The organism is Staphylococcus sp. EZ-P03 (assembly GCF_003344575.1).
Taxonomy (GTDB): domain Bacteria; phylum Bacillota; class Bacilli; order Staphylococcales; family Staphylococcaceae; genus Staphylococcus; species Staphylococcus simulans_B.
Genome location: NZ_QPMO01000030.1, coordinates 136,949 through 157,724, shown reverse-complemented (window position 1 = coordinate 157,724; position 20,776 = coordinate 136,949). Strand labels below are relative to the sequence as shown.

Sequence of the window (20,776 nt, the reverse complement as noted above, 5' to 3'; positions counted from 1 at the left end):
TAAGATAAATCAAGCATCCAATAAACAGGGGGAAGACGCATGAATATAGATACAGTCATGTCTCATTTAGATACTTTTAACAATTACGGTTTTAATACTGAAACCGGCGGTACCAACCGTATTGCCTTTCGCCACGCAGAACGTTTAGCCGCATTGAAATTTTCAATGTTATGCCGAGAAGCAGGATTAGAAGTCCGCTTCGACTACTTCGGCAATGTCATTGCAAGAAGACCAGGCAAATACAATGTTTTACCGCCGGTTATGATCGGTTCTCACATCGATACAGTTAAAGACGGCGGCCGCTATGACGGCTTATTAGGTGTCGTCGCAGCACTTCAACTCATGATGCACTTGAACGAACATCAAATCGAAACCGATCACCCGATTGAAATCGTCGCATTTACCGCAGAAGAATCTGCACGTTTTAATACTGCGACACTCGGCAGTAAATATATGATCGGCGATTTATCACAAGAAGCCATGAAAAATATTACCGACAATGAAGGCAAAACACTTTTCCATTTAGTCGATACATTAAAACAAAGCATGCCTTCAGATAAAGATATTTACGGTAAAGGCGACATTAAAGCCTTCTTAGAATTGCATATCGAACAAGGTCCTATCTTGCAAAACAAACATAAAGATATCGGGATTGTGACACATATTGCGGCGCCCCACCGTTTCAAAGTTCAGCTGACAGGTGAAACCAGCCATTCAGGTTCAACACCGATGCCGATGCGTTATGATGCATTGACAGCTGCTTCAGAAATCATTTTGAAAGTCGAAGCCATTGCTCAGCACTATCATAAAGCAGGTGTCGTTGCGACAGTCGGCCATCTGAATGCTTTCCCTAACATCATGAATGCCATTCCTGGAGAAGTCACATTGCTGATTGATATCAGAGGCAAAGAATTAGAATCTCGCGAACAAGTCGTCACAGAAGTAGAACAAGCAATTACAGCGATCACACAAAACAGACAAATTCATGCTGAAGTCACTGACTTAGGTCAAGAAGTGCCGGTCAACTTAGACAGAGATATCTCAAAAATCACCAAAAATGTATGCGACCGCTTAGGCTACAGCTACCGCTTTATGTTCAGCGGTGCCGGTCATGACTCCATGAACATGGCATTAATCTGTCCAACAAGTATGATTTTCATTCCTTGTAAAGACGGTATCAGCCACTCGCCTAAAGAATCGGTAGAACCAGAAGAAATCGAAAAAGGGATTCAAACATTGATTGAAACAGTGATTGAAGTTGCGAAAGCTGAGGTTAAATTCTAGCCAATAATTCAATAGTTTCATAAATATAAATGGGAAAGGTTCAATAAGAGCCTTTCCCTTTTTACATATTAACCATGATTTCATTACTGCGCAGCGATTTCAATACAATAATGCGTTTCACCGCAGTGAGGACAAGTTAATCTACGTGTTTTAAACGTATGATTGGCAAAAATCATGTGACTTAATTTCGGTTTGAAGACTGTTTGGCAATTAGGACAAACATAATTGACGTTCTTGTAGTAATACGCTGTGAAGCCTGCCGCAAACAACATTCTGAATGGAATTGCTCGTGCCCATATCTTCCAATCTTTTTGAGTGAGTGCGCGTACTAAAGTACTGACTTGATATCCTCCAACCGCAATACCTGCGATTAACATATTGCGGCGTATTTTACTCATTTGATCCATCCGCTCTGATATTGCTTCGAATTGCTGCGCATTATCTAAGATACTTGGGTCATTGCCCCCTACCAATTCATCTAATTTTTGAAGTCGGTCTAATTGCTGTTTTGTTTGTGCTAAAGCATGCTTTAATTCTGTTTCTTTCTTTTTCAGAAGCACTTTTAATGTCGCGGTATCTTCTGCTTCATTCAGAATATGATGAATTTCTTGAAGCGATACCCCATGCTTTTTAATAAGACTATGCTTTCTAACTGTGTTTTGTCTGCTTCACTGTATATTCTGCGCTGATGTTCCACACGACTTGGTCGAAGCAATCCTTTTTGATCATAATACTGTACTGTTCTGACTGATACGTCGCACGCTTTTGCGAGTTCGCCTGTTGAATATTCCATAATTCAACGCCTCCGCTTCTATGATTATTATATGATTCATCCTGTCTTCAATGTACGCTATGACGCAACGTGACATGCAAGTACTTTATTAAAAATAATTACAAATTTAAGACTGCCTACCGTCTTGTAATGCTTGTAGTTGCACAATTTGCGCCTTTACAGATTTTTAAACTTATATATTAGGTTTTATCTTTCATCTTCTATAGTATAATGCTACACTTTAACATATACATAATAGAAAAAGAGTGATAAATAAAGTAAACAAGGATGGTCCATATTATGAAAATATTGATTACCGGCGGAGCTGGTTTTATTGGTTCGCATATTGCTGAAAAGTTTAATAATGAAGGCGGAGAGGTTTTTATTGTCGATAATCTATCTACCGGCAAAAGAGAAAATGTGTCATTTATCGATGATGACCATTTCTACCAAAATGATGTGAAAGACTTTGAATTATTATCTGAACTTGTAAAGGTACATCAATTTGATTATGTCTTTCATCTAGCTGCTATGGTCAGTGTAGTTGAAACTGTAGAAAAACCTGTAGCATCAAACGGAGATAATATCGATTCAACGATTCACTTATTAGAAGCCAATCGTGAACATAATTCGAATTTGAAAAAATTCTTATTCGCATCTTCAGCTGCTATTTACGGCGACTTGCCTGATTTGCCGAAATCAACGGATTCTAAAATCAATCCTTTGTCACCTTATGCAGTACAAAAATTTGCAAGTGAACAATACACAAAAATCTATCATACCCTTTATGGATTGCCTACAGTATCATTACGTTTCTTCAACGTATATGGTCCTAGACAAAATCCAGAGTCAGACTATTCAGGTGTACTTTCCATCTTGAATCAGAAATTCTTAAATAAAGCGCCTTTTACTTTCTTCGGAGACGGTAAACAAACACGCGACTTTATTTATATCAAAGACTTGCTTCAAGCAATTTGGTTAGTCATTAATGATGAACAAACCAACGGCAAAATTTATAATGCAGGTACTGGTGATCAAACTGAATTAAAAACAGTCTTCAATGCTTTCGCAGAATACTTCGGTTATGAAGTACCTTATTCATTTGAAGATGCACGTAAAGGCGATATCAAATATTCCTACTCTGATGTATCTCCATTAAAAGCATTAGGCTATCAACCAGACTACCCTATTAACAAAGGTATCGCAGCTTACTTGGACTACAACGAACAATAAATAGTCAAAATAGAAATATAGAAAATAACAGTTAAATAAGCATAAAAAAATTCCCAAGCGGCAATCGTTCGCTTGGGAATTTCAGCATTTCAATTCATTAGGGTACTAATAAGAAATCAACTTCTGTTACGTATCATAGCACACCTCCCTGCTTAGTTATATGTGCACTTTGTACAAATATTTAAAAATCTCTGTCTACTCTTTGTGTTATTTTAACAATAGATTGGGCTAAACACATATATATACACGATTACAATGCACTTGTAATGTGACAATTTAGAGGGAGTTGTTCATTATGGGGGATCAAGTGAAAGACCCAAGATATGGTAAACCGTTTATCGGTCGTTCTGCCGCTGTCGCAAGTCCGAATGATATTGCGACAATTGTAGGACATAATATCTCGCTTAAAGGCGGGAATGCTATCGATACGATGGTCGCAGTCAATGCGGCACTGAGTGTTGTCTTTCCGCATATGACAGGTATCGGCGGAGATAGTTTCTGGTTGATTTACGACGCAGAAACGAAGCAGCAATACGTGTTGAATGCGACAGGACACAGCGGGCAGCATGTCCAAGCTGAACTCTTTAAAGATAAAAATGAAATTCCAAACCGCGGTGCACGTGCAGCTATTACAGTACCTGGTGCAGTCGACGGTTGGTACAAAGCGCATGAACGCTTTGGCAAATTACCTTTTAAAGATTGTTTAGCACCCGCCATCTATTATGCACGCGAAGGTTTTCCAGTAAGTACTTCGTTAGCGCGCTTTTCTGAATCCAAACTCAACACATTGCGTTCTTTCGAAGAAACAGCGAAAACTTTCTTAAAAGATGGCGTAGCGCCATACAGAATCGGCCAAATCATGAGAAATGAAAATATTGCTGATTTATTATCTGAAATTGCAGAACATGGCAGAGATGCATTTTATAAAGGGGAAATTCCTAAACGCATCGCACAATCCATTCAAGCTCATGGCGGTTACCTTACTGCACAGGATTTTGAGAACTATGAAGCTGAATGGACACGTCCGATTTCTGTTCAATACAGAGACTATATCATTTCTTCACCACCGCCTAACTCAGAAGGCATTGCGACCTTGCAAGTGTTAGGTATGTTAAATAAATTCTCACCTGAAAAGCTGCATCGCTCTCACGATGCCTTCATCGATATTTTCACCAGAGCGACTGAGCTGGCATTTATCGACCGCAACCACTATGTTTCAGATCCGGACTTCTATGAAGTGCCGACAGAAACATTACTCCAAGAAGATTATTTATATAATCGTGCCGAAAACATCTTTTACAATTATCCGGAAACACCTGAAACATACATTAACGCAGACGGCGATACAACTTTCAGTTGTGCGTGTGATGAAGTAGGCAACGTTGTCGGTGTCATCCAAAGTGTTTATTGGGAATGGGGCTCTGCTTTCGTTCCGGATGACATGGGCTTTGTGATGCAGAACAGAGGTACTTCATTCTCATTAGATCAAGATGTACGCAACTTCTTAGAACCTAACAAACGACCGGCACACACATTAACGTGCACAATGGTTTCAAGAAACAATCGACCGGAAATCATTTTAGGTTCTATGGGCGGAGATGGCCAACCGCAAACACAAGCGATGCTGGTCTCACGCATTGTTGATCAAAAATATAATGTACAAAACGCAATCGATCGTCCAAGATGGCTGCTGGGCAGAACTTGGGGCGAGAAATCCAACGGATTGCGTGTAGAAGACCGCTTCGGCAGCGATATTATTGAAAAGCTTGAGAAAAAAGGTCATCGACATGTCTCCTTTATTCATCCTTACAGTGACCTTGTCGGCCACTCTCAGGCAATTCAAATCTTCAAAGACCATGTCGAAGCAGCCGCAGACCCTCGTGCATTAGGCTTAGCTTTAGGTTATTAACAGTCATGAGAAAAATTTTGAAAAGGAGTTTTTATGAATGACACAATTTAATCAAAACAGACCAGAACCAATCAGAGGCAATAAAGGGGCAACAGACAATGGACCTAGAAATATCGAAAGAGATTTACAAAACCCAGATATGATTGTACCTCCAGAAACAGACGGCGGTACATTAGACAATATGAAATTCTCTTTCTCTGACGTTCACGTTCGACTAGAAGAAGGCGGTTGGTCTCGAGAAGTCACTAAACGCGAATTACCGATTTCTGAACCGATTGCTTCTGTTAATATGCGCTTAACACCAGGCGGTGTACGTGAACTGCATTGGCACAAAGAAGCAGAATGGGCTATTGTATTAAATGGCTCAGTCCGCGTCACATCAGTCGACCAAGACGGCAAAGTATGGATCGACATTGTACGTGAAAATGAATTATGGTACTTCCCTGCAGGCATCCCGCATTCATTAAAAGGTATGGAAGACGGCGCAGAATTCTTGCTTGTCTTTGATGATGGCGGCTTCTCAGAAAACAGTACTTTCTCTATTACAGACTGGTTCTCATCTACACCCAATGATGTATTAGCGAAAAACTTCGGTGTACCGCCAGAATCATTTGAAGGTTTTCCTAAAGGCGAAACGTATATTTACCAAGGCGAACAACCTTATAAAGAAGAAGAAGAAAATATCTTAAAAGCAGTTGAACAAGTACCTAACCCATTTACGTTCAAACTTAAAGATGAAGTAGAACCTATCCAAACAAGCGGCGGTCAAGTATGGATTGCGGATTCTAACAACTTCAAAGCTTCAACAACTGTAACAGGTGCTTTAGTCGAAGTAGAACCAGGCGGCATGCGTGAAATGCATTGGCATCCTAACGCATCTGAATGGCAATATTATATTCAAGGCCAAGCACGTATGACAGTCTTCGCCGCTGAAAGCCACGCACGTACATTCAACTATAGAGCTGGAGACGTGGGTTATGTACCATTTGCGATGGGACACTATGTTGAGAATATCGGCGATGAACCTTTAGTATTCCTAGAAATGTTCAAGAGCGACCACTTCGCAGACGTTTCATTAAATCAATGGATGGCAAATACACCGAAAGATTTACTCAAAGAACATCTTCCGCTGGATGATGACTTTATCAACAATCATTTATCACATGATAAACATCCAAACGTTAAACATGACGAACACTAAAGAATAAGCGCACCTTCAATCAGTACGCTCATAATAAAGGCAGAGCACACGCTCTGCCTTTTTAATACATATGAATGAGAAACCTTATTATTGTTTACCGTAGGTTTTGACTAAACGACTCATTAATTCTGACGCTGACTCATCTTCACTGACTTTGAATAATTCATCTGGTCGTAAGTTAGGATCTTTGTCATTATGATCCTTCGGCGCAAAGCCTGAAGATAATGTCACTTGTTGGCCTGAATCAAATTGGCATTCATAGACTTTCCCATCGTCTGTAAATAAGTATTTTGTGACGGGTTGGGTTAAATCAGCAACATTGCGATACCCTTCAACATTAGATAAATCTTTCGCATTTTCATCAAAACCTGTAACACCTTTATTCGAATGATACATTACCACACCTACTAAATTATGACGTTCGAAGGCTTTAGGTCCCGGATCGTTTTGATTGCTGACTTGCACCTCGCCTTTAGGTGTCATCGCATACCAGTCTCCTGTTGTAATTTCTCCTGCACCGAAGTAACGGTTAGAAGCAGCTAACCCTTCTTGTTTGGCACGCTGATCTGCCCATTTCATGACTTCGGCTTTCATATTTTTCATATCTTTTTCAGATAATTTTTCTTTATTGATTTTGATAGCTTTAGAAGTTGAGGCAGCTTGAGTTTGCTCGGTCTGTGCTTTAGCATCACTTGTCTTTTTCTCTTGTTGGCCGCTGCACCCGGTTAAAACCAAACTTAAACTTGCGACTGCTGTTGTATATGTTAAAAATTTCTTCATTTTGTTGCCTCCTATGTATAAAGGCAGAGGACTCGTATATATACACGAGTCCATACCTTAGTTCAATTGCCTATGTGTGCCTATTTAGTTGCGCCTATTTTTTGGCAGTTTTTGAAATACCGAATTGGTCAATTAATTTAACTGTTCTTGGTTCGCCTTTGCTGATGTCGCCGCGTAATTGATAGATTTTCACAATCAATTTGTCGCCTTTTACTTCATAAACTGAGAAGTTTTGTGCTGATGAGTCACGGTTATTCTCATGGCTTGTGTTGAACGCATCTGTTTTTTGAGGTTGTTCACCTACTGCGAATAAGTTGTTGTACTCTTGGCGTTGCGCTTCTGTTAACCAGCTTAATTTCGGACGGATTTTCTTGATGTGGTCTAATGATTTGCTGTAGATATCATCATATGCTTTTGTACCGCCTGTGTTCGGTAATACATACACAGAGCCTTTTGGATTATCGTAGTATGTTACACCATCTTCACCTTTAACTTGTTTAGCGTCTTCGATTTTAGCGTTGACGAAACTGTTATTTGTAGAAGTATGTTGAAGCATCTTAGTTCTTGCTAATACGTGGTCATGACCTTGCAATACTAAGTCTACATCTAAATCATCGATTTCTTTCGTTAATTCAGCACGTAATTTCTTAATGTCTTCGTCTTCTAAAGCGTGGTAAGACTTAGAGTACATTGGTTTATGCAAGTTCAAGATCACCCATTTAGAACCATTTGCACGGGCTTTTTTGATATCTTGTTTAATCCATTCCATTTGTTTTTTACCGATTGCTTTACCTTCAGGGTTGTCTGCGCCTTTTTTATTGTCGTTAGTATTTGCGACAACCATGTGCGCACCATTGTAATCGAATGAGTAGTATGAACCGCCATTCACCGCATTGTTTTCTTTTGGTACGTTAACGTGACGGTTGAAACGGTCTAATAACTTTTTATCTTTTTCATCGAATGCATATTCATCATGGTTGCCGGCAGCTGCTGCTAATGGTAATGACATGAATGATGGACGAGATTGATCGTAGATATCATTCCACTCATCTTCGACTTGCGAGTTTTCTACGAAGTCACCTGTATGCAATGCAAAGTTAGGGTTGCCTGCAGTTTTGATTGCCTCTGCGATTGTGTTCGCACCGAATTTTGCTTCGTTGCGTACATGTTCGTTCCAGTAAGCATTTTGTGTATCTGTATATTGTACGAATTTGAACGGATCGCCAGCATTACCAGATGTTCTGAAAGTACCCACTTGGCTTTGTTTGCCTTTTTTGCTTCCTACTTTGTAGTAGTATGTTGTATTAGGTTTTAAACCTGTTGCTTGTGCTTTGTAGTTGTATTCTTTGACGTTTGTTAAAGAAGCTTTACCGTGCTGGTCGCCGCTTGTCCATTCTGGACCGCCGGCACCTTTATCAGTGTAGTAGCCTTTAACTTTTGGTTTGCCGTTTTCATCTTTAACGGTTTTGCCGTTATCATCTTTTTCAACATCTGCGAAAATGAAGTGGCCGGATTGGTCTCTTTCTATGTATTGAGAATCCACTTGTTCAGCTTTTGCTGTGAAAGTTTTAGCATCTTTCATATTTTTAGAAGTTGATACCCATACTTGAGCATCTTCTGCTTTATCAGTAGTGAACCAGTTGAAGCCCATTTGTGTTTTAGTGTCGCCGTTAAAGTTAGTAATAATACGGTTCGGGCTGTTTTTCTTAGGAACTGGTGCAACTTTTGGTTTTTCTTTTAATAATTTAATACCGTTTTGTTGTTGAGCTTGAGGTTGTTGCTGCTGTTGCGCTTGTGGTGCTGCTTTACCGCTCGCATCTGCACTATTAGCTGTCCCAGTTGCTAATAAAAGCATTAAACTTGCCATACTTCCTGCTACAATTTTAGTCATCTTGATATTTTTCAATGCGCTACCTCCAAAATAGGTTGTTATTTAAAGGAAGTTCTAAAATTTTTTCATAAAATTAATAGACACCCTGACATCAGCCGTCAACTGGCTCTCACTTCCTCTCAATTCAAATTGTAGCAACTCATCGTTAAGCTATTATTAAGATGGTGTTTGGATTGTAAATTTTATTTAAGCAAAATGATAATAAATAAGAAGTTGAACTATGCCCGCTGATACTGTATAGAAAATAATCATGTTTCTATGACATAATTGCAACCGTTTACATACAATTTTATGTAGTAATATCGCTATCAATATATCAAACCTATAAAAAAGCACTCGCTTTCTAAAGCGAGTACTGATTTACGTTCTATTGTGTTTTAAAATCATGTAGCTTACCATTTTTAATGGTCGTACTTACATTTATTTCATTATCTAATACTACGATATCCGCATCTTTTCCTTTTTGAATACTGCCTTTTTGCTGATCAATACCTAAGGCGATGGCTTGGTTTAAACTTGCAACACGCCACATCTCTTCTAAAGATGCACCTGTAAAGTTGAGCATATTACGTAAACCATCATTCATTTTTAAAATACTTCCGGCTAAAGCACCTGAAGCTAAGCGTGCCTCGGAACCTTTCACAATGACATTTTGTCCGCCTAAATCATATTCTCCGTCACTCATGCCTTTTGCGCGCATTGCATCAGTAATTAAATAGAAGCGCTGATTCCCTTTCATCGTATAGGCAATTTTGACAGCGGCTGGATGCGAATGTATACCATCTGCGATAAGTTCTGTATGAATACCGTCATTAGTCCATGCTGCACCGAATAAACCTGGATGGCGATGCTCAAACGGTGTACCTGCATTATAAAGATGTGTCGCATGTTTTGCGCCATGTTCCACCGCTTCATTCACTTCATCGAATGTCGCTACAGTATGTCCCATAGAAAAGATAATTTCATCTGATAACTTTTCTAACACTGCTTGTGCATCTTCCACTTCTGGTGCGAAAGTAATAATTTTAATATTGCCCTCTGCAGTATGTTGGAAATGTTCAATCGCTTCTACTGAAGGACGTTGTACATACTTAGGATTTTGAGCCCCTACTTTATGTTCTGAGATAAACGGTCCTTCTAAATGCACACCTGCAATTTCAGCCGCTTCTTCTTTATTCTGACTGCTTTTATACTTCACAATATTAGTTAAAGCACGATCAATATTTTCTTTAGATTGTGTCATTGTAGTTGCTAAGTAAGAAGTTGTGCCTTCAGATAATAAAGACTCAGATAAATGTTTCAATCCATCATACGATGCATCCATAGCATCTTCTCCGTAACCGCCATGAATGTGAATATCAATGAATCCCGGCAAAACATGTCTGCCTGCCGCATCCACAACTTCTAAATTGCCCGTATATTCACCTTGACCGACTTCTGAAATCTTTCCTTCAGAAATCTTAACATAACCAGGATCTAAGACACCTTCTTCTGTATAAACCTTACCGTTTGCTACTACATATTCAACCATGTTTTATCCCTCTTTTATCATAATAGATATCATCAATATTTTATCACAAACCTCACCCTGCAATTTGAAAATTAATTTCAAAACGCAACAAAAAACAGAAGTCCCAAAAAGACCTCTGTTCTTTACTAGTGCTATAACTGTCTTAATTATAAGAAGAAATGTTGAAAGGCAGTTAAAATTGACATAAAACCAATGATGACCCCTACCATTAATTTCAAATCACTTTTCAAACCATCTATTTTTCTATCAATCTTTTCATCAAGGTGCTTGATTTCCCCACTTACTTCTTTGAACTTCTCACCTATTTTTTCGAACTTTTTATTAAATATATCATGGTCATTGTTTTCTTCTTTCTCGTTGATGTCATTGATTTATTAACCAAAAATCATACGTTGGATCACTGTCAATATAGTCATGAAGCCAGTGATCAGCCCAACCGTTAGTTTTAAATCATCTCTCATTTCTTTTCTTAAACCGCTTATCTTTTCATCTGTCTTTTCGAATCTTTCATCCATCTTCTCGAATCTTTTATCTATCTTCTCGAATCTTTTATCTACCTTTTCATCGAGGCGCTTGATTTCCCCTCTTACTTCTTTGAAGTTCTCATCTATTTTTTCGAACTTTTTATTAAATGTGTCATGGTCATTATTTTGTTTTTCAATTAACCAGTCAATTCTTTCTGTCACAACCTGAATTTTGTTGTACTTTTGGTTCTCTTCCAGACGTTCTATTCTTGTGGCGAGTTCAGAAATTTGAGGTTTTTGTCGATTGATTTGGTGTGATGCACTCATGTTGTTTACTTCTTTCTCATTGATATCATTTGTTTATTAACCAAAAATCATACGCTGGATCACTGTCAATATAGTCATGAAACCAGTTATCAGCCCAACCGTTAGTTTTAAATCATCTCTCATTTCTTTTCTTAAACCGCTTATCTTTTCATCTGACTTCTCGAAACCTATAACCATATCTTGTCTTAGGTTGTTGATCTTTTCGTCTGACTTCTCAAAACCTATAACCATATCTTGTCTTAGGCTGTTGATCTTTTCGTCTGACTTCTCGAATCTATTATCTATCTTTTCATCAAGGCGCTTGATTTCCCCTCTTACTTCTTTGAAGTTCTCATCTATTTTTTCGAACTTTTTATTAAATGTGTCATGGTCATTGTTTTGTCTCTCAATGAGCCAGTCAATGCGTTCTGTCACAACTTGAAGGTTGTTGTACTTTTGGTTCTCTTCCAGACGTTCTATTCTAATGGCAAGTTCAGAAATTTGCGGTTTCTGTCGATTGATTTGGTGTGATGCACTCATGTTGTTTCCTTCTTTCTTCTATAATTTTTGTGAAGTACCTGCAAATTTGAGATTTGAGTTAATCGCTATGAAGGTTTCACGCATTCAATATTCAATTGGGGGATGAAATTACGCTGTATCTTATTCATAAGCTATTAACCGCCTTTCGCCATTTTCCATTTATGATATGTTTGGATATTTATTAAAATTATTATACTATAGATGACCAAAGAGAGCTATCACTTTTAGTTTACTTTTTTAGTAAATTTAAGGATGCTGAAGATGGTTTCTAGGTATGGTGTATACAAACCATGAGACTGTCCGGTTTGATAGATATAACCTTGTATTGCATCGACTTCTAAAGGTCTGCCGGCAAGAATATCATAATACATACTCGTTCCCATATCTTCAGGGTAGCCTGTATATATTTTCATAATATCTTCTACTATTGTTTCAGGCAGATTTACCTCATGTGCCGCTGCGATACGCTGTCCTTCTTCAAGCAGATTACGGCATAAATTGCGTGCTTCTGGCGATTTTAATATGGCTACAGGATGTCTGCTTACTGCTGTGATGGAATTAATCCCTAAATTAACAAGAAGTTTATACCAAATATATTCCTCTATGTCTTCTTTGAGCTGCAGTTCTAAATTTGTTGTCTGCAATTCTTCTTTTAACCATTCTGTTGTATCATCTTGTTGAAGCTGAAGGATACGATCACGATAATGTATCACTTTTGAATCTTGTTTTTGACCGCTGATATAAACGACAGCTTGATAAACATGCGGATGTTCTATTTTATCAATTTGACCATGTCCGTTCTGCGCTAAAATAATAATTGTTTCATCATCAATCACATGTTCCATCTGCAAAATAACTTGATCTAACTGCGGTGTTTTGACCGCAATAAACAAAACATCCAAATGTCCTTCAAAGTGTGTGATGGGTGTGTAATGCAGCACAGCAGAATCATGAGTATCCCTTTGTTGGTAAGAGACACTGCCTTCTTGTCTTCCGAATAAGTGTACGTGTGCAAGATCAAATGACTGCATCAGCTCATAAGCAATCGTAGTACCGACAGCACCAGGTCCGATAACACCGAAATGTAAATCCACTCAAACCACCTCTAATTTTCAATTAATGTGTTATTCTAATATTACATTAAATAAAGGAATTGGTGTTATGAAACATTTAAACAATTTATTTGAAATGAAAAGCAACAAAGAAAAAATTTCAATGGTTACTGCGTATGATTATCCAAGTGCCAAACAAGTTGAAGCAGCTGGCATTGATACAATTTTAGTCGGTGACTCGCTTGGTATGACTGTTCTTGGATATGAGAGCACAGTACAAGTGACACTTTCTGATATGATTCATCATGCTAAAGCCGTTCGCCGCGGTGCACCAGACACATTTATCGTAGTAGATCTTCCTATCGGCGCAGTCGGTATTAATGATGAGAGCGACTTGAAAAATGCGTTAAAATTGTATCAAGCAACTGATGCGAATGCTTTAAAAGCAGAAGGTGCACATTTAATCAGCTTTATTACAAAAGCGCGTGCAATGGGCATCCCTGTAGTTTCGCATTTAGGACTGACGCCGCAAAGTGTCGGTGTAATGGGGTATAAAATGCAAGGTGCAACCAAAGAAGATGCATTACAGTTATTAAATGATGCACAGGCTGTGGAAGAAGCAGGTGCAGTGATGTTAGTACTAGAAGCCGTTCCAAACGATTTAGCAGCCCTTATTTCAGAACGTTTAACGATTCCAGTCATCGGTATCGGCGCAGGCAAAGCCACTGACGGACAAGTACTGGTCTATCATGACATGCTGAATTATGGTCAGGATCATCATGCTAAATTCGTTAAACAATATGGTGATTTCTCACAAGGTGTTTCAGCTTTAAAACACTATCATGAAGAAGTACGTGCTGGACAATTCCCTTCCGATGCCCATACGTATAAGAAACAAATACTGGGGGAATTAGAGTAATGGTACAAGTTATTACCTCTATCTCAGAGATGCAGCAGCTGGCTCAATCATTCAAGTGCCAAGGCAAAACAATCGGCTTTATTCCGACAATGGGTGCTTTGCATGACGGCCACTTGACTATGATGACACGTTCAACTAAAGAAAATGATGTTACGGTCGCGAGTGTGTTTGTTAATCCGCTTCAATTCGCACCTGATGAAGATTATGACGCCTATCCTAGACAAATTGAACAAGATACTGAATCGGCACAATCTGCTGGTGTGGATTATATCTTTCACCCCAGTGCAGAAGCTATGTACCCAGATGAAATCGGTATTGCCCTTAAAGTCGGGCGTCTTGCTGAAGTGTTAGAAGGTGCACAGCGTCCGATTCACTTCAACGGAGTAGTCACTGTTGTCAATAAACTCTTTAATATCGTTCAGCCTGATCGTGCTTATTTCGGACAAAAAGATGCGCAGCAATTAGCTATCGTAGAAAAAATGGTGAAAGACTTTAATCACCCGATTGAAATTGTGGGACAAGCGATTGTACGTGAAGCAGACGGTCTTGCAAAGAGTTCTCGAAATGTATATTTAACTGAACAAGAACGCGAAGAAGCTCCCGCTCTGCAAGAGAGCCTGCAGCTGGCGAAACAATACTATCAAGATGGCGAAAGAGACAGCAAAGTCATTATCGACCGCATCACAGATTATTTACAGCAACATACAAGCGGCCATATTGATGAAGTAGCTGTATACAGTTATCCAGAGCTGGTCGAGCAGTCGCACATTGAAGGGCGATTTTTCATTTCGCTCGCAGTTAAATTTTCTAAAGCACGCTTGATCGATAATATTATTCTTGGAGATGACCAATAAAATGATAAGAACTATGATGAACGCTAAAATTCACCGTGCACGTGTGACAGAATCAAATTTGAATTACGTAGGGAGTATAACGATTGATGAGGCAATATTAGAAGCGGTAGATATTTTACCGAATGAGAAAGTTGCGATTGTAAACAATAATAATGGTGCACGCTTTGAAACCTACGTAATTAAAGGTGAAAGAGGCAGCGGAAAAATCTGTTTAAACGGTGCTGCTTCACGTTTAGTTGAAGTCGATGACATCGTCATTATTATGACATATGCACAATTGAATGAAGAAGAACTCAAACACCACACTCCTAAAGTTGCTGTAATGAATGCACATAATGAAATTGTTGAAATGATTCATGAGAAAGAAAACTCTATCGTATTATAATCACAATAAATTGGTTTTATTTGTCATCTTTTTTCGCTGATTCTATAAAGCCAGTCCCTGTCATCCCCTGAATTCCTGGTATAGACTTGGTCTGCTATTGCTTTTTCTATCAAAGTGATTTATGATGATTTTGTAATGAAAAGAAAGTAGTAATTTCAAGAATGAAAATTACAGTCCAATACGTTAACGCCTCGCTACACGAATTGTTAAAGTATTGATGTTTGCTGCTTTCTTATTCTGCTAAGAATTGAATAATACAATAAGTCCACTGGAAGTGCCTGTTCCTACAGGCTGAGATCCTCGTGTTTGATGAGGAAATTCTTGGAACCTGATCCAGTTCATACTGGCGTAGGAAAGTGGCGTATTGCACTTTTTAATGCGCTGTTTTCCTGTACGGAAATAGCGCTTTTTTTTATTTATTTTATTTCCAGTAGAGACTTTTCAAAGGGTGAAAGCAATGTGGGTTGCGATTTCTAAACAAACAATAACCCCTGAATTAATAAAACAGTACGCGGCGATTGAACCTGTAATAGATCAATTAATTTTACGTACGCGTCCAAAAGAACAAGCGAAAGCAATAGAAGCATTACTCAAAAATGATTTTCCGATAGATAAAATAACAGTACATTCTGACAGTGAAGTTTTAAATCGATTCAACTTAACACATATTCACTTTAAAGAAATGGATGAACGTGCCTTTCACTTGAAACAAACACATCCAGATTTATGTGTCAGCATGTCGACACATAGTCAAGCAAGTGCACAAGCAGCAAAACGCCATCATTTAGACTATGTCTTGTTCGGACATTTATTCAAAACAGCATCTAAACCTGGTCTGCCGCCGCGCACACAAGAAGAAATCGATTCAGTTTTAACCGCAGATATTCCAGTGATTGCGTTAGGCGGTATCAACTTCGATACTTTATCTGAAGTGCCACAAGGCTTCTCAGGTATCGCAGCAATTTCACTCTTCGCACATCACGATTTACACACACTAAATTCATTAAAGGAAGGTGAATAACTATGTATGATGCAGCAATTATCGGTGCTGGTGTAATGGGTATGTCCATTGCACGTCATTTAAAAGACAGCGGTCTGAGTATTGCATTAATAGATAGAGATATTGAAGGCAAACATGCGTCTTATAAAGCCGGAGGCATGTTAGGGGCACAAAATGAATTTACCGAAGACAGTCCCCTGTTTCGTCTAGCACTGGCATCACGTTCAAAATTCGATGCTTTAAGCAAAGCTTTATTGGCTGAAACAGGTATTGATATCCAGTACCAGCAAAATGGTTTAATCAAATTAGCTGCGACTAAAGCAGATATCCCATCACTTCAACAACAATATGCATTCTTGCACGACAATGATCCGGATGTCTGTACATTAACAGAAGAAGACTTAAATCAATTAACGCATGGTTTAGTCAAAGGTACAGAAGCAATGATGTTTGTGCCGCACGACCATCAAATTAATGCGAATCATTATACGAAAGCACTGCATGCCTCATTGAAGGATGAGCCGAACATCGACCGCTTCACCAACACCAATGTCACTGCCATCCACCGTGTCGGCGACGGTTATGAAATCGAAGCAGAACGTAATGGCCGCCGCACCATTACACGCGCCTATAAAATTATCGAAACAGCAGGTGCATGGGCAGGCAATGTTACAGAACAGCCTGACATTCAAGCAACTGTCAGCGGTGTTAAAGGCGAAGTCTTATTAGTCGAAAATGAAAGTTTAGATTTAAAACAAACTTTGTTTATGACCAACGGCTGTTATATCGTACCGAAACCGCCCCACCGTTTCCTAATCGGTGCCACAAGCTACTTCGACGATTATTCTGTCGGTGTATCTGACCAAGGCAAAACATGGCTGCTGAATCAAGCTATAGAACGTGTTCCAAAACTTAAACACAGCAAAGCACTCAAACATTGGTCTGGTGTCAGACCGTGGACAGAAGGAGAACAGCCGATTATGGATGAAATCCAAGACAACTTATGGATTATCACCGGCCATTACCGCAACGGTATTTTATTATCACCGATTATCGGAGAACTGATGGCAGAGTGGATTATCACAGATACTTGTCCAAAAGCTTTAGAACCATTTCATAAAAACAGGAGGGAACATTATGAAGTGCATCATTAACGGCGACCCTTTCACATTTGACGAAGCTTTAAGCATTCAAAGTATTTTAGAACAGCTTGAACTTGATCCGAAACGTGTGATTGCGGAGCATAACCAAAACTTAATACAACGTGATGACTTTGCGCATCAAATGGTACGCGAAGATGATCGTTTAGAATTATTAGAATTTGTTGGAGGCGGATAAAATGTTAAAAATCGGACCTTATGAAATGGAATCAAGATTATTACTCGGAACTGGAAAATTTGATAATGAAGAAGTACAAACGAAAGCAATCGAAGCTTCAGGCACAAACGTACTGACATTTGCGGTACGTCGTATGAACTTATATGACAAAAACCTGCCTAACCCGCTTGCGAATGTCAACTTGAAAGACTTTGTGACTTTCCCGAATACTGCTGGTGCTAAAACTGTTGAAGAAGCAGTACGTATCGCAGAAATTGCTAAACATGCGGGTGTATGCGACATGATTAAAGTTGAGATTATCGGAGATGACGAAACATTATTGCCTGACCCGATTGCGACATACGAAGCATGTAAAATCTTATTAGAACGCGGCTATACTGTATGTCCTTATATCTCAGAAGATCCTGTACTCGCAAAACGTTTAGAAGAATTAGGTGTACACGCTGTAATGCCGTTAGCTTCGCCTATCGGTACCGGCCGCGGTATCAATAACCCGCTTAACTTAAGCTATATCATTAAAAATGCGAATGTACCGATTATCGTCGATGCTGGTATCGGCTCAGCTAAAGATGCGGCACAAGCGATGGAACTCGGTGCAGATGGTATCTTATTAAACTCAGCGGTTTCACGTGCCAAAGATCCTGTGAAAATGGCAGAAGCAATGAAACTTGGTGTAGAAGCTGGACGTTTAAGCTATGAAGCAGGCCGTATTCCGGTTAAATATACAGCACAAGCTTCAAGCCCTAGCGAAGGTTTAGGATTCCTATGATGCACCAGTCAGACAATATGCCTGACATCGATGAACGATATAGCCGCCAATCCCGCTTTGCGCCCTTTGGCGCACAAGGTCAAAAGGCACTTGAACAGACACATGTCATGGTAATGGGTGCCGGTGCACTCGGAAGCCATCTCGCAGAATATCTCGTGCGCATGGGTGTCGGTACATTAACTATCGTCGATATGGATATTGTTGAAATGTCCAACCTGCATCGTCAAACACTCTTTGATGAAACAGATGTGAAGGAAATGCGTCCTAAAGTCTTCGCACTCGAAAATAAATTAAAAGCAATTAATTCAAATGTAAAGATTCATCCCATCTACCAAGAAATTACGACGACCAATATCGAACGTATGATTTCAGAAGCACAGCCTGATATTTTAATGGATGGCATGGACCACTTTGCGATTCGCTTCTTATTCAATGAAATCTGTCACAAACTGAACCTTCCTTGGATATACGGCGCCGCAGTCGGAGGTAAAGGCTCTGTTTATGCGATTGATTATACAGGTCCTTGCTTGCGCTGTTTAATGGAAGAAGCACCAGAAACCGCTGAAAGCTGTGCAATCAACGGCGTTATTCCGCCTGTGATCATGCAAGTTGTCAGCTATCAGATTGCGGAACTGATGCGCTTTGTTTCAGGCAAAGGCTTCTCAGGCAAACTGATTACTGTGTCACCTTTTGATTTGAAGCAGCAAAGCATGGATGTCAGCCGTATGAAAAACCCGGATTGTCCAGTATGCAGTAATGGTCAATATGATTACCTAGGCCGACATCAGCCTAAAAACATCGAAGGCAGCTGCGGTGACACTTATGTCTTTCGTTTCAAACCAGAACACTTTGACCATGCGGAATTATTTCCCGGGAAAATCAATAAAGCCAATCCTTACGTTAAACAATTAGAGGTCAACGGCTATCACGCAACATTATTCAAAGATGGACGTATGAATGTACATCATTTAGAAGATGACAACACAGCAGAAACGTTATATCAAAACTTATTAAAAACAATGAAATAATCTCTTAAAGAAGTGTACATTGAGAACAGATGTGCACTTCTTTCCTTTAAGTTATCTAGTATGGGGTATCCTATAATACATAGTCGAATTTATTACCATCTGTTCAAGTAAAGTGATTTTCTATAAGTCAGCTGCTTAAACCATCAAATACTTAGTAAGAATATTGATGTTATATGTAAAAATGATTTGAGTTCATTTACCTTATAGAATACAATTAAACTGTATAATTATTAATTGAGGGATGAAGCTATGGAAAGAGAGAAACGTCTTGAATTAATTAAATTATTGTTGAAGAACAATCGTATTTCGACAGTGCGTGAACTTGCGGAAATCATGGAAGAACAATACAACTTGATTTTCAGCATGACAACAGTCGCAAAGGACCTGCAGCAATTAAATGTGACTAAGGTGCCTAACGGCTCTGAACCATCTTATTATGTGTTGCCTGAAAAGAGCGCTGCGAATACGTTTCGAGAAGCTTTCAAGAAATATCGTGATGACAGTATCAATTCCATTATTGTGAAAGACAGCTATATTTTAATTAAGACAGAACCTGGTTTTGCGCGTACGATTAATTACTGCATCGACCAAATGCAGCTGCCGCATGTGCTTGGCACAGTCAGCGGCAATGACGTCATTATGATGTTGATGAAATCACATGAAGAAGCAGAATATATCCGCTATTTATTGTTAAAACCATAAAAGCAACGGAGGATCAGATGCACAATTATGCACCTGATCCTCTGTTTTATTGTTTCATCATTTTAATGCTTTGTTTATAGTGATTTACTTACTGTCCACGTTTGATGATTCTTCAGTACTAGATTTCTCTTGCTTAAATCTCTGATGATATGACTCGCTTTTTCTCGCGATACGCCTGCTAATTCACTCAGCAATGTGACAGTCATAATTTTGTCCATTTCATAATAAGCGCCGTGATCGGTACCTACTGTTTCGCACATGACACGTAATGTATTAACGACCTTTTGTTCAGCATTGCGTCCAAGCAGTGCCATATTGCGCTCGATACTTTGCTGTGCTTCCATACGCATTAAGTCATAAATCTTAATAAAAGTATCTTCATTATTCTTGCATAGGTATTCGATGACGTTCTTTGGTACTCTGACGATTAAGCTGCTCGTTAAAGCGGTACAAGATTCATGATAATGGTCTGAATGGAATAAGTGATTCAATGGAAACATAGTGACCGGCTTATTTAATAATAGGTAGTCATCACCGTTTTCATTGAGCAGTTCTCTAGAAACATAACCCTCTAAGAGTAAATAAATGCTGTCTGCTTCTGATCCTTGATAGTAAATCACTTGTCCCTTTTCATAATTTCTCACATAAATCTCAGAAAGATGAGGAACAATCAGTCCTGAGGGTACTTCTAGTATTTTAGATAATGCTTGTATCGATGTTTGGTAAGCTTCAGTACTATTGCTCATACACGTTCACCTCATCTCTTTATCGTTTAATAATGAATGTGCGTTCGTTTTGCGCAAAGGCTCAAAAAGCCT

Annotated in this window: 22 protein-coding genes and 1 riboswitch; of the genes, 13 read left to right on the top strand and 9 right to left on the bottom strand. The window is 39.0% G+C overall.

The window, feature by feature from the left end; genetic code table 11:
- Positions 1 to 39 precede the first annotated feature (39 nt).
- Positions 40 to 1,284, top strand: a complete 1,245-nt coding sequence (locus DVJ99_RS12440) for a M20 family metallo-hydrolase (RefSeq protein ID WP_114604484.1) — start codon at positions 40 to 42, stop codon at positions 1,282 to 1,284.
- A gap of 83 nt (positions 1,285 to 1,367) precedes the next feature.
- Here the strand turns inward: DVJ99_RS12440 and DVJ99_RS12435 are convergent, their stop codons facing one another.
- Complete coding sequence (locus DVJ99_RS12435) at positions 1,368 to 1,844, bottom strand: hypothetical protein (RefSeq protein WP_114604483.1); 477 nt, start codon at positions 1,842 to 1,844, stop codon at positions 1,368 to 1,370.
- Positions 1,845 to 1,873: 29 nt separating this feature from the next.
- Positions 1,874 to 2,077, bottom strand: coding sequence for a MerR family transcriptional regulator (locus DVJ99_RS12430; protein ID WP_114604482.1), 204 nt, complete (start codon positions 2,075 to 2,077; stop codon positions 1,874 to 1,876).
- 279 nt (positions 2,078 to 2,356) lie between these two features.
- Here DVJ99_RS12430 and DVJ99_RS12425 point away from each other — a divergent pair, with 279 nt between their 5' ends.
- From DVJ99_RS12425 to DVJ99_RS12415, 3 genes are all read left to right on the top strand, one after another.
- A complete protein-coding gene (locus DVJ99_RS12425) occupies positions 2,357 to 3,289 on the top strand; it encodes an NAD-dependent epimerase/dehydratase family protein (protein ID WP_114604481.1) in 933 nt (310 codons plus the stop codon).
- Positions 3,290 to 3,584: 295 nt separating this feature from the next.
- A complete protein-coding gene (gene ggt, locus DVJ99_RS12420) occupies positions 3,585 to 5,198 on the top strand; it encodes a gamma-glutamyltransferase (RefSeq protein WP_114604480.1) in 1,614 nt (537 codons plus the stop codon).
- A gap of 37 nt (positions 5,199 to 5,235) precedes the next feature.
- On the top strand, positions 5,236 to 6,399 hold the full coding sequence (locus DVJ99_RS12415) for a cupin domain-containing protein (RefSeq protein ID WP_114604479.1): 1,164 nt from the start codon (positions 5,236 to 5,238) through the stop codon (positions 6,397 to 6,399).
- A gap of 87 nt (positions 6,400 to 6,486) precedes the next feature.
- On the opposite strand, the gene DVJ99_RS12410 is transcribed toward DVJ99_RS12415, so the two are convergent.
- From DVJ99_RS12410 to DVJ99_RS12385, 6 genes are all read right to left on the bottom strand, one after another.
- A complete protein-coding gene (locus DVJ99_RS12410; RefSeq protein ID WP_114604478.1) occupies positions 6,487 to 7,179 on the bottom strand; it encodes a hypothetical protein in 693 nt (230 codons plus the stop codon).
- A gap of 94 nt (positions 7,180 to 7,273) precedes the next feature.
- Positions 7,274 to 9,070 carry a purple acid phosphatase family protein gene (locus DVJ99_RS12405; RefSeq protein ID WP_114604506.1) on the bottom strand — a complete coding sequence of 599 codons (1,797 nt, stop codon included), beginning with the start codon at positions 9,068 to 9,070 and terminating at the stop codon, positions 7,274 to 7,276.
- Positions 9,071 to 9,437: 367 nt separating this feature from the next.
- Positions 9,438 to 10,601 carry an N-acetylglucosamine-6-phosphate deacetylase gene (nagA, locus tag DVJ99_RS12400; protein WP_114604477.1) on the bottom strand — a complete coding sequence of 388 codons (1,164 nt, stop codon included), beginning with the start codon at positions 10,599 to 10,601 and terminating at the stop codon, positions 9,438 to 9,440.
- Positions 10,602 to 10,975: 374 nt separating this feature from the next.
- Positions 10,976 to 11,392, bottom strand: coding sequence for a coiled-coil domain-containing protein (locus tag DVJ99_RS12395; RefSeq protein WP_114604476.1), 417 nt, complete (start codon positions 11,390 to 11,392; stop codon positions 10,976 to 10,978).
- Positions 11,393 to 11,428: 36 nt separating this feature from the next.
- Entirely contained in the window at positions 11,429 to 11,911 is a 483-nt protein-coding gene (locus DVJ99_RS12390; RefSeq protein ID WP_114604475.1) for a hypothetical protein, read from the bottom strand.
- A 224-nt stretch (positions 11,912 to 12,135) separates the two neighbouring features.
- Entirely contained in the window at positions 12,136 to 13,005 is an 870-nt protein-coding gene (locus DVJ99_RS12385; protein ID WP_114604474.1) for an oxidoreductase, read from the bottom strand.
- 67 nt (positions 13,006 to 13,072) lie between these two features.
- On the opposite strand from DVJ99_RS12385, the gene panB reads away from it, so the two are divergent.
- From panB to DVJ99_RS12340, 9 genes are all read left to right on the top strand, one after another.
- Entirely contained in the window at positions 13,073 to 13,882 is an 810-nt protein-coding gene (gene panB, locus DVJ99_RS12380) for a 3-methyl-2-oxobutanoate hydroxymethyltransferase (protein WP_114604473.1), read from the top strand.
- Positions 13,882 to 14,736 (top strand): pantoate--beta-alanine ligase, encoded by an 855-nt coding sequence (panC, locus tag DVJ99_RS12375; RefSeq protein WP_114604472.1) that lies wholly within the window; start codon positions 13,882 to 13,884, stop codon positions 14,734 to 14,736. The genes panB and panC overlap by 1 nt, the downstream gene beginning before the upstream one ends.
- 1 nt (position 14,737) lies before the next feature.
- Positions 14,738 to 15,121 (top strand): aspartate 1-decarboxylase, encoded by a 384-nt coding sequence (panD, locus tag DVJ99_RS12370; RefSeq protein WP_105994179.1) that lies wholly within the window; start codon positions 14,738 to 14,740, stop codon positions 15,119 to 15,121.
- A gap of 260 nt (positions 15,122 to 15,381) precedes the next feature.
- Positions 15,382 to 15,493, top strand: a riboswitch (TPP riboswitch).
- A gap of 85 nt (positions 15,494 to 15,578) precedes the next feature.
- Positions 15,579 to 16,142, top strand: a complete 564-nt coding sequence (locus DVJ99_RS12365) for a thiamine phosphate synthase (protein ID WP_114604471.1) — start codon at positions 15,579 to 15,581, stop codon at positions 16,140 to 16,142.
- A gap of 2 nt (positions 16,143 to 16,144) precedes the next feature.
- On the top strand, positions 16,145 to 17,275 hold the full coding sequence (locus tag DVJ99_RS12360) for an NAD(P)/FAD-dependent oxidoreductase (RefSeq protein ID WP_114604470.1): 1,131 nt from the start codon (positions 16,145 to 16,147) through the stop codon (positions 17,273 to 17,275).
- Positions 17,259 to 17,459, top strand: coding sequence for a sulfur carrier protein ThiS (gene thiS / locus DVJ99_RS12355; RefSeq protein ID WP_105994176.1), 201 nt, complete (start codon positions 17,259 to 17,261; stop codon positions 17,457 to 17,459). The genes DVJ99_RS12360 and thiS overlap by 17 nt, the downstream gene beginning before the upstream one ends.
- 1 nt (position 17,460) lies before the next feature.
- Positions 17,461 to 18,228: a thiazole synthase gene (locus DVJ99_RS12350; RefSeq protein ID WP_114604469.1), complete on the top strand. Its 768-nt coding sequence runs from the start codon at positions 17,461 to 17,463 to the stop codon at positions 18,226 to 18,228.
- Positions 18,225 to 19,256 (top strand): ThiF family adenylyltransferase, encoded by a 1,032-nt coding sequence (locus DVJ99_RS12345; RefSeq protein ID WP_240430858.1) that lies wholly within the window; start codon positions 18,225 to 18,227, stop codon positions 19,254 to 19,256. The genes DVJ99_RS12350 and DVJ99_RS12345 overlap by 4 nt, the downstream gene beginning before the upstream one ends.
- A 249-nt stretch (positions 19,257 to 19,505) precedes the next feature.
- Positions 19,506 to 19,958, top strand: a complete 453-nt coding sequence (locus DVJ99_RS12340; RefSeq protein WP_105994172.1) for an arginine repressor — start codon at positions 19,506 to 19,508, stop codon at positions 19,956 to 19,958.
- A gap of 74 nt (positions 19,959 to 20,032) precedes the next feature.
- Here the strand turns inward: DVJ99_RS12340 and DVJ99_RS12335 are convergent, their stop codons facing one another.
- Positions 20,033 to 20,704: a Crp/Fnr family transcriptional regulator gene (locus DVJ99_RS12335; RefSeq protein WP_105994171.1), complete on the bottom strand. Its 672-nt coding sequence runs from the start codon at positions 20,702 to 20,704 to the stop codon at positions 20,033 to 20,035.
- Positions 20,705 to 20,776 lie beyond the last annotated feature (72 nt).